The following is a 13,311-nucleotide window of genomic DNA, read 5'->3' on the forward strand; positions in this document are numbered from 1 at the left end:
TAAGGGGCGGGGGATTTCGGGAAGGACGGCCGGGACGCGGCACACAGGTCACTTGCGCCATAACCAACCGTCCTTTAGGCCGTAGATCCGGCCCGCGACCAGACCGGTAATCGCCGCCTTTGCGCGCTCCTTTCGTCGCTTGGAATCAACCGGCATGTGCGCGGCCACAATGGATACCGCAGCGTCGAATTCGATGCATGGGCGTCCGAATGGTGCGCCGCCCTTATTGAAATCGCGGGATTCTCGCAGCGGCTGCGCCAGGGCATCCATAGCGATGCGTTGATTGTTGCCTTGGGGCAGCTTCACGCACTCCACCGTGACGGCGCTATCGTCGCGCGTGACGACACAGGACGTAATCGGCTCACCGTCTTCATCCTCGCCTACATCGATTACGCGAAGCGAGAACGCATACCGCTCGCCGTCCGCGCCATCCTTGACCTTCGCGGCCGACCATGCGCGCCCGCCGTCGCGTTTCACTTCGATAGCGGCGTCGAGCGCTGCGATCAAACTGGAATGACCGCGCAATCCCTTGGTCGTGTCCTTACCGGTGTGATGCACTACGAGAACCGTACCGCCGATACTGTCTTGCAGGATTTTCAGGTTCGTGATGATTTCGTTCATATCCTTCGAACTATTCTCATCGGCACCGGGCGCGGCGCGATTCAACGTATCGATGACGAGCAATCCCGCGCCGCCGCCGGCCCGAATAGCGTCCACAAGGTCGGACACATCGGACAGGTCGCGCACGTCGAATGATTGCGTAATGAAGTGCAAGCCGTCCGGCAGCGGGCGATGGTTGCGTGCGCTCCACGCCTTCACACGTTTGCTCAGGCCGGCTTCCCCTTCAAGGGCGACATAAACGACGCGCGTCGATGCGACGCGTTGACCGAACCACTCGGAACCTTCGGCGATGGCGGTGCAGAGGTCGAGCACGAGGAATGATTTTCCCGAACCGCTCGGGCCGTATACACAGACCGTTCCGCCGGCAGGAATCACATCGCGCACAAGCCAGCGTTGCGGCGGCGCATTCATGAGGTCGTCAGCCGATTGCAGCCGGTAGCGCATGGGCGGCGTCTTGGCGGCGCGCAGCAAGTCCGCGAGTGCGTCGCTACCGTACTCGGCTTCAAGGTCGTTCGCGTCGTAGTTCGCCGGCTTGTCGGCCGGCATCTCGACCCATGCACCGCCGATTTCTCGGGCGATAGCTTCGGATTCCGGCTCTTTGCCACGGTCAGACACAATTACGACGCGCGCGGCCGGGTAGCGCTCGCGCAACGACTTCGCAACCGTGCCGATGCGACCGGCACCGAACGCGACTACGGCAGCGGCTTGATAGTCGGCTTTCGCACAGGCCCAAGCCTGCCCGATACCCTCGCCGACATAAACCACGCCGTCCGGGACAATTTCCCCGATGACGAACATGCCGTCGCTCTGGAACGACGCGCCCGGCGCGCTCAGTTTCTTGCCTTGACCTGGCGGCGGCACGTATTGAACCGTGCGCAATTGGCCGTCCAACGAATACGCGGGCACGACGAGATAGCCGCCGATGCGTTGACCGGCGACCGTTTGCGAATCATCGACCGGGACGACGCGCAACGCGGCCGGATTTCCGCGTTTTGCGACGATGTAGGGATGCTCCGCGCTCGCGGGCGGGTAACTCGCGAACGCGGCAGCAACGTCAAAGCGCGCCTTTGGGGCGTTCGGTTGGACCGTTATCGCTTGACTCGATACGAGCGCCTTTTGCACGCCGTTAACGCGCGTCCGCTCGTCGTTCCAGCCGGCCTCCTTCGCCATCGAGAACAACGTCCCCGCGCCGATACCGCCGTCGGGCTTGATGCTCTTCCAGACGGAGCGGGCGTCACGTTCGCCGCCAAAGTTGTCGCCGGTCGCCGACCACTCAAGGAAGTCATCTTCCGACAGCCCGGCTGCCTTTGCAGCCATGCCAGCGCGCACCCACTCGTTGCGCTCGCAACTTGCGTCGAGCGCGAACAGTGCCGCGCGCGCGCGGCCCGGTTCGTCGTATCGATTCATCGCGCGCCACCTTCCGCGCGCGTGCGCAGCCAGCGGACGACCTTCCGGCGGTCGGATGTCGTGAGGTGATAAACGCCGCGCTGCACTTCGATTCCATCACGGTCGATGCAAGCGACGCGCACGCAGGGCAAGGCGAGCCCCTTTGCGCGCAGGCTCGCGATAAGGTCCGGGCCGTTGCTGCACCCTGCGAAGGCGTCCAATTCTTCGCGCGACATCGGACGGCGTTGCAGCATGGTCAGCGCGCGAAGCTGACGGAGGTTAGCGGTTCCGGTAAACTCGCTTCGACGTTTGGCGCTCGATTCGGCTTTGCTGGGTCGGGCGTTTTTCATTATTGGCCCCCGACCAGCTTTTCGATGGCATCTGCGGGCCACATGAGGCGACCGTTCGGCAGTTTGACGGGGCGCACCGTGAAGTACGCGCCGGTTTGGCAATAGCGCTTGCGGATAGATTGCGGCCGGATCGACAGGAGTGCTGCCAGTTCCTCCGTCGTAAGCGGGCGGTTCGCCTGAGTCGCCGCGAGAAGGGTAGTCGTCATTTTCGTATCACCATCCCACCGTCGTAAACGGCATAGAGTTGAGGTGATACGGATTTTTTTACGTGCTTCCGGATTTCCCGATAGGCGCGCGCTCTCACGCGCTTCTACGCGCCTTAACGCGCCTTACCGAGTCATTTCGCGCGTCTCCGCGCCCCGCTCATTCGGTCGCGCAGATTCTTCTTCGTGAAAACGTCAGGTACTTGGGACGCTTCGTACCGTTTCCCACGATATTGCACGCCATCCGATGAATAGCCGACCAGAATTCCCCATCCTTCTTCGGCCATCTTCGTGAGCGCTCCCCATACGCTTTCTGGGCTATTGGATCGGGGCGCGCGCCTCTTGGCTTCTTCAATCTCCGCAGATAGAGGCGTAACACGGGTTCCGATTCGGCAGATTGTCGCCGGCGGGCGAGCGGTCCCTTCTTCAAGCGCACGTCGAGGCTCAACGGGCGGGAGGGCGTTCGAGATTTCGGGGCGCTCGGCAACGACACGCGCGGCGAACTCTCGCAGGCCGGCGGCGCTCATGCCGACCGACGACAAAGTGATGGTTAACGCTTGCTCTGGCGGTTCGATGAACACATATTCGCCCGGCCGTCCGTAATCGTCTTCGGGTCGCTCCGCTACAGAAATAGTGGCTTCGCCCGCCTTGAGCAGGTCGTCTACCTGAGCAGGATAGAGGGCTACGGTTTGATACGGCGCGGCGCACACATACACGAACGGATTACTCGGCGTCCCGTTCTCCGCATCCCACGTGTACCGAGCGAACTTGGTGCCGTGCGGCGGTGCGCATCGCAGGCAGGTCGGCGGCGTCTTGCCTTGTGGAGCGCGATACATGTCTAGCACGTCGCTCAGAATGCGGTGCGGCGTCCATGCTTCGCCGGTCAGTTCCATAAGCAACGATGCGGCGTCGTCGAGCGTATTCCAACGCAATACCTTATCGAACGGACGCGTGCCGCTTGTAAAATCGAACGTAGCCATGCCGCGCCTCCATGAAGGCCGTTCTTGGTTAGGCGGGTTCGATGCGCGAACATCGTTCCCGCCGCTTCGTTTGATTCTACCGGCTAGGCACTGCGCGGCGAGAGTCCGGCGTCATCAGGGCGCTATTTGACGGCGTGCAAGTTAGGCTGCGCGGCCTTCGCATCGAATTCGATGCAGGCCTGTTCCAACATCCACGCTTCGATTTTGTCGTGCCACTTGCGTAGCAGGTCGAGCGGGCGGCGGCGGTAGTGCTTTTCCGCGATAGCGGATGGCTTGTGACCTTGAATTTGGGCGATGACACCGACCGGAACCTCAACCCACTCGGCCAGCGTTCCGAACGAGCGCCGAAGGCCGTGCAGGCTCAGATGAGGAAGGCCGGCTACTGCTAGCGCTTGGTTATGCGCGATGCGCGGCTCGGCGATTTTTCCGTCGGCCGATTTTTTGCTCGCGAAAACCCAAGGGGAAGGCGACCATGATTCGCCCTTGGCGGTCAGGTCACGCATTTGACGGACGTTCGGCGGCGTGTCGTTCAAGCGTTTGAGTTCCCGCAGGATGCCCGCGAGGTACGGCGTGAGGGGGATGACGCGCGAACCTTCGACCTTGTCGGCGATGGACAGGCTGCGCCACTGGAAATCCACGTCGGCCCATTTGAGCGCGGCCATTTCCTCGCGGCGCGCGCCCGTAATGAGCAGCGCTTGCAGATAAGTCGCAATGACCGGGTTACCTAGCGTGCGGACGGCGTCGAACCAAGCTGATAGCTGCTCCCGTTGCAGGCAATCATCTTTCGCCTTGGTGCGCGGCACAGCGGCGCGCACGGCGCGAGCAGCGTATGCGTTCGATGCAATAAGCCCGGAATATTCCGGCTTGTCGCTGCACCAACGGATGAAGGCACGCAGCTTGCGGTAGCTTTGCTCCGCGTTCGTCGGGCGCGTCTGCGCCTCGGTTTCGAGCCATGACGTGATGACCGCAGCGGTCAGGCGCGACAGCTTCACCTCCATGAGCGCGGCGAGCGGCCCGGCAACCGTCACGCCTTTTCCGCGCTTTCTCGGCGCACCCCCAGCATGGGCCAGATTCTCATGGTCGAATAGATGGCGCTCGCTCCATCGCGACCGGTTTGCGTCAAGATAAGCCACCCACGCTTGGCGCATGGTCACATCTTGTCGCTTGGCTTCGGCTTTTCGCGCTTCGTAGGCGGCGGCCTGTTCTGCCGCCTGTTCACGCGGATCTACGCCACTGTCGAGAAGCGTTTTCAGGCGGCGTGCTTCAACGCGTGCTTTCTCGATGCTCCACGCGGATGGGTCGCCAATCGAGATGCGCACAAGAGAGCCGCGCAACTTCGCTTGGAGCACATACCGTTTTGTGCCGCCTGCGTTTGCGCGGAGACCAAGACCGGGCGCGCCGCTGTCCCACAGGAAGGCTTCGGATTTTCCTTCGGGGCAGGTGTGTGCTGCTATCTTGCCCGCCGTGAAATTGACCTTTGCCATTGTCGCTTCCCTTGCTTAGGGTAGATTCCGGAACCCATCCGGAACCCGATTCTGGCAATTCTGGTCAACCTGTGTCAACGGGCAGGTGAGGTGATAATTTGATGAAATCCTTATCTGGAGCGGGTTTGGAGGATTTTTTGCAACGTTCGTCAACGCCGAGAAATGTCCACTTTTTCGGCCTTCTAAGCCGTAGGTCACACGTTCGAATCGTGTAGGGCGGGCCAGAATTCTTCGCTTATTCAAGCGCTTATCCACGAGAGCGACTGCGGTTAAGTTGGCCCCATTCGCTGTTCGCAGTGAATGGAGTGTGAATGAATTCTACCTTCTGCGGCCGGGTCGGCCGCTGAGATGCAGCGCCGTTATTATTTCCCGAGTGCTTGGGTGATGAGAGTCCCCCCAACGCCCAATGCAGCACCCATGACGGCCGCGAGTAGGTTGACGAGGATGTCATCGCGCTTGCGCAACCAGAACGATTTCCGACCATCGCGGCGGATACCATAAAAGACGGTATCCCTCTTTCGGTGCGGCCTAAATGTGTCAAAAGCCATCGCCATGCCGACACAGGCTAGAGCGGCGGAGGGCACCGCGAGCCACGACTTGTAGTGAACCACGGCCTCAGTGACGCCAAGCAAAGGTAGGCCACCAGATGCAGCCGCATACCATACTCGATCTCGACCCGGGAGAAAACGTTAGGACCACTCCGCTGGCGTGCAGCCCGGCGCCGGATCGGCAATGCTCGCATCCATTCAAAATTGCCGCTGAACTGTCACTTCGGTCATCCGTCGCTCACTGCAGGTAGCGGGCGCGCTGCTTTGCGACATTGCATGGTTCATTACCCGATCCAAGCGCAAGTGCGTACGTGCGAGCCGATTCCGAGAGACGGTAGCTTGCCGTGACACCGACGAAGCTCACGTCGAGGATCGACTTTTCGACCAGTTGCGCAATGCAGTCGAGCGCGGTCGTGCGGTCGACACTGTCGTCGCAAACGACGGAGTACATCGAATCCAGCGTGAACGCATGGTCAAACCGTGCGATGCGACGAACGACGGCCTGTTCGTTGTGCGTGAGCCGCTGGAAACTCCAGTCAAATGCGGCGCGCAATGTTCGGTGTCGCGGTTGCGCCGTGCGATAACCGCCTGCGAGAAGCAGAAAGCGTTCTTCGAGACGCTGGTGCACCCCTTCGATACCCAACACGGACGCACGCCCGGCGGCGAGCTCGATCGCAAGAGGAAGCCCGTCGAGCCGGCGACAGATTTCAGCGACGAGTCTGAGTTGATGCTCGTCGTCAACTCGCACGCCGCATCGGCTTGCGCGCTCAAGAAACAGCTCGACGGCAGGCGACTGCATCAGCTTGTCGCGGCACGACTCGTCTGCCGGTAGCGCTAGCGGTTCGACGCGGAACACAGTCTCGGGCGCGATGCGAAGGCGCTCGCGGCTCGTGAGCAGCACGCGCAAGCTATGCCATTGGCCGATCAGCCGTTCCACGAGGTCCGCCACCTCGTCAACGATGTGCTCTGCATTGTCCAGTACGAGCAGTGTACCGGCGGGCCGCGAGGGCGCGGGCCCGATCTGCGAGACGGCCGCGAGCGATCCCGCTTCCTCGAGGTCGATGAATACGACATCTGACGTGCCGGCGGCGGTCGTGCGGTGCGCATGTTCAATGGCGAGGCAAGTCTTGCCGACGCCACCTGGCCCCGTCAGCGTGACCACGCGGCTGAGCGCAAAGCGACCCTCGATTTCATCAAGAGCCGTGGCGCGACCGAGCAGCGTTCTTCTGCCCGGCAATCGATGCCTCGGCGGGGTCATTGTATCCGCGTTGCGGAAGAGCGGCGCATGCCGCTCATTCGGTACGTCGCGTCCGGGCTCCGCTGACATGCCGTCGAATACCTTGAATCGGTAGCCGCGCCCCGGTACGGTGTCGATCAGTTGACGATGGTCGCCGAGCGCTTTACGGACCGCGCTCAGATGCACATGGATGTTGTTTTCTTCGACGAACACACCGGGCCATACGGTGTCCATCAGTTCGTCCTTGGACACGATGCGCCCGGATGCAAGCACGATCACCGATAGAATGTCGAACGCGCGCGAGCCGAGCGGCACTTCGCGTCCCGCCTTGTACAGCGCACGCATGCCGAGGTTCAGTTCGAATTCCCCCAGCGCGATGACGGAATGCTCGGGGGTACTTCGATACTGCGGCCTGGCCGGCTGTTCCATCACCGTGTTCATAAGCATCGTCTTACAAAGTGTGAATGGGTTGCACCTGCCGGCGGGACTCGGTGCGCGTGAGTTTCGCACCGTCATCTTATGAAGCGGCGGCTTTTCGGAGCGTTGCGATACCGTTAACGTTTGTTAATGTGCGCGGTCGGATGCCGCCGAGCCCCGCTGGCAAAGGGCGGCAGGTAGCCCACGCGCGCCTTGATTAAAAAAATTTAATACGGGGCGGTCGCTTCGTCTGTCCCGACGAGGCGATAATGAAAGGTCAGCGCGACGGTGCACTATTTCGCCCGACCTGCACACGTCGGCGGCCTTTCTGTCAGGTCGCACACGACGCGTGACCGACGGGCCGCGAATCCAGAAATGAAAATCCTCTTGGTCGAAGACAATCAGCAGGTGGCGGGCTTTCTGAAGAAAGGCCTGCTTGAAACCGGCCACGTCGTCGATTGGGCCGACAACGGCCGCGACGGCATGGCGCTCGCGATCGGGGAATCCTACGACGCGATCGTGCTCGACCGCATGCTGCCGGGCGGTATCGACGGACTCAAGATCGTCGCGGCGCTGCGCGCGGCGGGCAGCAAGGTTCCCGTGCTGATCCTCAGCGCACTCGACGAAGTCGACGAACGGATTCGCGGGCTGAAGGCGGGCGGCGACGATTACGTCGTCAAGCCATTTTCGTTCGGCGAGGTCGTTGCGCGGCTCGAAGCGCTCGCGCGGCGTTCGCAGGACAACGGCTTCGACACGAAGCTCAAGGTCGGCGATCTCTGCATCGACCTGCTGTCGCGGAAAGTGGCGCGCGCGGGCAATGCGATCCTGCTCAAGCCGCGCGAGTTTAAGCTGCTCGAATATCTGATGCGCCACGCGGAGCAGGTCGTCACCCGCACGATGCTGCTCGAAAACATCTGGGAATACCATTTCGATCCGCAAACGAACGTCATCGACGTGCACGTGAGCAAGCTGCGCCAGAAGATCGACACGGGCTTTGACCGCTCGCTGCTGCGGACCATCCGCAACGCGGGCTACATGCTCACTGCCGCCGACTGACCCAGAGCGTCTCGCGAGATAGGAACCATGATGCTGACGGGCTACGACGTAACGACATTGAGCGACGATGGTCAGTTCGTGCTGTCGCGCCTGACGAGCCCGGGGGCGTCGGACAGCTGGCTGACGGTCACGTTGTCGGCATCGCAGCCGCAGCCGGAAAGCCACGAGCGTCTGGAGCACGCGTATCAGTTGCGCGGCATGCTCGACGGCGCGCATGTCACGCGGCCTCACGCGCTGCTGCGCGACGAGCGCAACGCGACGCTCGTGCTCGAGGATCCGGGCGGCAGATCGCTTCGCGTGGCGCAAGCGGGGCCGTTGCCGATAGGCCTGTTCCTTACCCTTGCCGTCAACCTCGCGTCGGCGCTGCGCTCCCTGCACAGCCGCGGCCTCACGCACAACGACATTCGGCCGGGCAACATTCTCATCGACGATGCGACCCAGGCCATCGCGCTGACGGGTCTCGGCCTTGTCTCCCGTGCGCCGCGCGAGCGTCCGCGCGACGGCCCGCCCGCGATCGCCGTCGAAGCGCTTCCCTATCTGTCGCCCGAACGCACGGGGCTGATGAACCGCTGGTCTGACTCGCGTGCCGATCTGTACTCGCTCGGCGTCGTGTTGTACGAAATGATGACGGGGAAGTTGCCGTATCGGGCCGCTTCGGCGGCGGAATGGCTGCATTGCCATACGGCGCAAGTGCCCATTCCGGTGGCCGAATGCATCGACGGCGTGCCCGCGCAACTGAGCGCGATCGTTGCACGCCTGCTGTCGAAGGACGCCGCGCAGCGCTATCAGACCGCAGCAGGGCTCGAACACGATCTGCGGCGCTGTCTCGACGCATGGCGCACATCGGGCAACGTCGAGGCGTTCGCGTCGGGTGCCTCCGATGCGCCCGATCAGCTGCAACGGCCGTTTCGTCTTTATGGACGCCAGAAGCAGCAGCACAAGCTCGAAGCCGCGCTGGAGCGCGTCGTGCAGAGTGGCGAGACTGGCGTGGCGTTGGTGTCGGGATATTCGGGCATCGGCAAATCGACGCTCGTGAGCGGGTTGCGCATGACGCCTGCTGCGTCACGCGGATGGTTCGCATCGGGCAAGTTCGAACGCTACAAGCGCGACATTCCGTACGCCACGCTCGCGCAGGCGTTCCAGACGCTGATCCGCGAGCTGATCGACGACGGCATGCGCACACACGCGGACCTGCGCCAGCGCCTGCACGATGCGCTCGGCGCGAACGGCCAGCTGATCGTCGATCTGATTCCCGAGCTGGAGGCGATCGTCGGGCCGCAGCCGCCCGTGCCCGAACTCGCGCCGCAGGAAGCACGCATGCGCTTTCTCGCCGTGTTCACGCGTTTCATCGCTGCGTTCCCGTGCGACGGCCAGCCGCTCGTGCTGTTTCTCGACGACCTGCAATGGAGCGACGCGGGCACGTTCAGCGTACTCGAACAGCTGTGCGGGCCGGGCGCGCGCAACGTGTTCGTGGTCGGCGCGTATCGCGACAACGAAGTGGGTGTCGCGCATCCGCTCAGACGCACAGTCGATCTGATCCGGCAGACGGGCACGCGCGTCGACGAAATCATGCTGACGCCGCTGCAACCTGACGACGTCGCGCATCTGATCGGCGACGCCCTCACGACCACGCGGCCCGAACTGGAGGGCCTGAGCCGTCTCGTGTTTGAGCGCACGGGCGGCAATCCGTTCTACGTCGTGCAGTTTCTGCAATTTCTCGCCGACGAGCGTTTCCTCGCGTTCGATCTCGACTGCCGCATCTGGACGTGGGACAACGAAAGGCTGCGCGAAGCGCGTTTCGCGGACACCATCGTCGATTTGATGGTCGGCAAGATCGAACGGTTGCCGCGCGGCACGCAGGCGTTGCTCGAACAGTTCGCGTGTCTGGGCGGCCGCGCGACGTCGCCGCTGCTCGCGCGCATCAGCGGCCTGGACGAGGCGCAGGTGGCCACGACCCTCGCCGATGGCGTCGAGGCCGGCCTGCTGTACCGCAGCCGCGAAGGCTATGCGTTCGTGCACGACCGCGTGCACGAGGCGGCGTATGAACTGATCCCGCCGCAGTTGCGTGCGCAGGCGCATCTGCGGATCGGCCGGATTCTCGCGGCGCAGCCGGCTACGGACGAAGCGCGCAGCATCTTCGAGATCGTCAACCAGTACAACCGCGTCATTCCTCTACTCGACGATCCCGCCGAACGCGCGCGGGTGGTGGACTTCAATCTCGAGGCGGGCCAGCGCGCACGCGCGTCGGCGGCGTACGGCTCGGCGCTCGCGTACCTCTCGACGGGCAGCGAACTGCTCGGCGAAGCAGGCTGGGACGCGGACTATGCCCGCAAATTCCAGCTGGAATGCCAGCTCGCCGAATGCGAGTTTCTGACGGGCGCCATGGAAAGCAGCGAACGACGGCTGTCGATGCTCGACACGCGCGCGCGCACGCTGGCCGACCGCGCGGCCGTCACGTTTCTGCGCGTCACGCTCTACACGGCGCTCGATCGGATGAACCTCGCGGTGCAGACGTGCCTCGACTATCTGCGGCACGTCGGCATCGGCTGGGATCCGCATCCGGGCCGCGACGCGGCGCGCGCAGAATACGACACGCTGTTGCAGGGCATCGGCGGCGCGCCGATCGAAACGCTGGTCGATCTGCCCTTGCTCGACGACGCGGGACTCGCCGCGACGATGAACGTGCTGACGGCCGTGTTGCCGCCCGCGTTCTTCAGCGATGAAAACCTCGTGTGCCTCGTGCTGTGCCGGATGGCGAACCTGAGCCTGCTGTACGGCAACAGCGATGCGTCGTCGCTCGGCTATGCGTATCTCGGCATGGTCGCGGGTCCGCTGTTCGACGACTACGATGCGGGCTACCGCTTCGGCCAGCTCGGCCTCGCGCTCGTGGACAAGCGCGGGCTGGACCGTTTCAAGGCGCGTGTCTACATGTGCTTCGCGTATCACGTGACGCCGTGGACGCGGCCGATCCGTACCGGTTTGCCCTTGCTGCGCCGCGCGTTCGAAGTCGCGAGCGAAGGCGGGGACCTGACCTACATCGGTTTCAGCAGCTGCTGTACGGTCACGACGCTGATCGCCGCGGGCGAGCCGCTCGCGGAAGTCGAGCAGGAAGCGCAGCGTCGCCTGCAGATCGTTCAGGCCGCGAAGTTCGGCCTCATCGTCGACATCATCACCGCGCAACTCGCGCTGATTCAATCGTTGCGCGGCAACCTCGACGCGCATGACACGCTTCCCGATCGCTTCGATGACGCGGCGTTCGAGCAGCGCCTCGACGGCGATCCGAGTCTCGCGATCGCGGCGTGCTGGTACTGGATCCGCAAGCTGCAGGCGCGCTATCTGGCCGGCGATATCGAAGGCGCGATGCATGCGGACAGCAAGGCGTCGCCGTTGCTGTGGACATCGTCGGGTCATTTCGAAATCGCCGAGTATCAGTTCTTTGCGGGGCTCACGCGCGCAAGCTGGCACGACGGCGCGCCGGAAATCGCCAAGGCCGGGAATCTGGACAAGCTCGCCGCGCATCAGCGGCAGCTGGCGCTGTGGGCCGAGCACTGCCCGAGCAACTTCAGCAGCCGCGCGGCGTTGATGAGCGGCGAAATCGCTCGCATCGCGGGCCGCGAGTTCGAAGCGATGAACAGCTACGAAGAAGCGATCCGTCTCGCGCGCAAGCATGATTTCCCGCACGACGAAGCGCTCGCGCACGAGATTGCCGCGAAGTTCTATCTGGCGCGCGGCTTTACGACGACGGCGGCCGCGTATGTCCGCAACGCGCGCCGCGCGTGGTTGCGCTGGGGCGCGATCGCGCGCGTGAAGTCGCTCGATCGGCGTTATGCCGAGCTGCTGCGCGAGCTCGTCGAGCAGGCGCCGGCGCCCGGCGTCGTCGCCGAACAACTCGACGTCGATACCGTGGTGAAGGCGTCGCAGGCGATCTCCGGCGAACTGGTTCCCGAGCGTCTGATGCGCACGCTGATGACGATCATGCTCGAACACGCGGGCGCGCGGCGCGCGCTGCTCGTGCTGCCGCGCGCCGACGCGTTGTGGATCGAAGCAACGGCGGTGGCGGGGCGCGAAGGACCGGAAGTGCACTTCGACAGCAGACCGGTGAATGCGCAGGATCTGTCGAGTGCCGTGCTGCTCGAAAGCATTCGCACGCAACGCGCGTTGCTGATCGACGATGCGATCTTCGACCAGACCTGGTCGGCCGACGAGCATTTCGCCGCGCAGCATTCGCGTTCGGTGCTGTCGCTGCCGCTCGTCAAGCAGTCGAAGCTGATCGGCGTGCTGTATCTGGAGAACGAACTCGCGCCTGGCGTGTTCACGCCCGCGCGTCTCGCCGTGCTCAGGCTGCTTGCGTCACAGGCGGCCGTGTCGCTCGAAAATGCGTCGCTCGAAGAGAAACATGCGTTGCTTGCCGAGAAAGATGCACTGCTGCATGAAGTGCATCATCGCGTGAAGAACAATCTGCAATTGATCAGCAGCCTGCTGAATCTTCAGGCGGAGCGCGTGACGAACAAGGCCGTTGCCGAACTGTTCGCCGACAGCCGCAACCGCGTACGCTCGATGGCGATGGTGCACGAGAACCTCTATCGCGCGGGCAACTTCGCGCGCATCGCGATGACGGCGCACGTGAAGACCTTATGCGGTCATCTGGCGCGCGTCTACGACATGGGGCGACTAGGCGTCGACCTGCAGATCGACGTCGACGACATTCAACTCGACATGAACCGCGCGGTGTCGTGCGGTCTCGTCATCAACGAACTGGTGTCGAATGCGCTCAAGCATGCATTTCCGGATCAGCGCGGCGGCGTGCTCAAGGTCGAACTCAAGGCGATCGACGACCAGCGCTGCGCGTTGATCGTCGCCGACGACGGCGTCGGCCTCGCGCCCGGCTTTTCGTTCGAACGCGATGAAACGCTCGGCTTGCGCCTCGTTCACGACCTCGTGCTGCAATTGCGCGGCCGCATCGATATCGCGCAGCAGCACGGCACCACTTTCACCATTCAATTCAATGCAGCAGAACGTTGACAGCCAC

The 13,311-nt window shown here is 63.2% G+C and carries 8 protein-coding genes and 1 tRNA gene; 3 read left to right on the plus strand and 6 right to left on the minus strand.

Going from position 1 to position 13,311, the window contains the following annotated elements:
- Positions 1–48: 48 nt before the first annotated feature.
- From FFI87_RS06565 to FFI87_RS06585, 5 genes are all read right to left on the minus strand, one after another.
- Positions 49–2,028: an AAA family ATPase gene (locus FFI87_RS06565; RefSeq protein WP_138847928.1), complete on the minus strand. Its 1,980-nt coding sequence runs from the start codon at positions 2,026–2,028 to the stop codon at positions 49–51.
- The gene (locus FFI87_RS06570; RefSeq protein WP_138847927.1) at positions 2,025–2,357 is read right to left on the minus strand and encodes a hypothetical protein; all 333 of its coding nucleotides are present in this window, start codon (positions 2,355–2,357) and stop codon (positions 2,025–2,027) included. Before FFI87_RS06570 ends, FFI87_RS06565 begins: the two co-directional genes overlap by 4 nt.
- Positions 2,357–2,563, minus strand: coding sequence for a DNA-binding protein (locus FFI87_RS06575; RefSeq protein ID WP_138847926.1), 207 nt, complete (start codon positions 2,561–2,563; stop codon positions 2,357–2,359). Before FFI87_RS06575 ends, FFI87_RS06570 begins: the two co-directional genes overlap by 1 nt.
- 131 nt (positions 2,564–2,694) lie before the next feature.
- A complete protein-coding gene (locus FFI87_RS06580) occupies positions 2,695–3,540 on the minus strand; it encodes a hypothetical protein (protein WP_138847925.1) in 846 nt (281 codons plus the stop codon).
- A 122-nt stretch (positions 3,541–3,662) separates the two neighbouring features.
- A complete protein-coding gene (locus FFI87_RS06585) occupies positions 3,663–5,024 on the minus strand; it encodes a tyrosine-type recombinase/integrase (RefSeq protein ID WP_138847924.1) in 1,362 nt (453 codons plus the stop codon).
- Between the two features lie 155 nt (positions 5,025–5,179).
- Here FFI87_RS06585 and FFI87_RS34430 point away from each other — a divergent pair.
- Positions 5,180–5,248, plus strand: a tRNA-Arg gene (locus FFI87_RS34430).
- Between the two features lie 562 nt (positions 5,249–5,810).
- Here FFI87_RS34430 and FFI87_RS06590 read toward each other — a convergent pair.
- On the minus strand, positions 5,811–7,250 hold the full coding sequence (locus FFI87_RS06590; protein WP_261378564.1) for an ATP-binding protein: 1,440 nt from the start codon (positions 7,248–7,250) through the stop codon (positions 5,811–5,813).
- Positions 7,251–7,601: 351 nt separating this feature from the next.
- On the opposite strand from FFI87_RS06590, the gene FFI87_RS06595 reads away from it, so the two are divergent.
- Both FFI87_RS06595 and FFI87_RS06600 read left to right on the plus strand, forming a co-directional pair.
- Positions 7,602–8,282: a response regulator transcription factor gene (locus FFI87_RS06595; RefSeq protein WP_012363588.1), complete on the plus strand. Its 681-nt coding sequence runs from the start codon at positions 7,602–7,604 to the stop codon at positions 8,280–8,282.
- A 27-nt stretch (positions 8,283–8,309) separates the two neighbouring features.
- The gene (locus tag FFI87_RS06600; RefSeq protein WP_261378565.1) at positions 8,310–13,304 is read left to right on the plus strand and encodes an AAA family ATPase; all 4,995 of its coding nucleotides are present in this window, start codon (positions 8,310–8,312) and stop codon (positions 13,302–13,304) included.
- The last annotated feature ends 7 nt before the right edge of the window (positions 13,305–13,311 follow it).

This window comes from Burkholderia sp. KBS0801, from assembly GCF_005937855.2.
GTDB classification, from domain to species: domain Bacteria; phylum Pseudomonadota; class Gammaproteobacteria; order Burkholderiales; family Burkholderiaceae; genus Burkholderia; species Burkholderia ambifaria.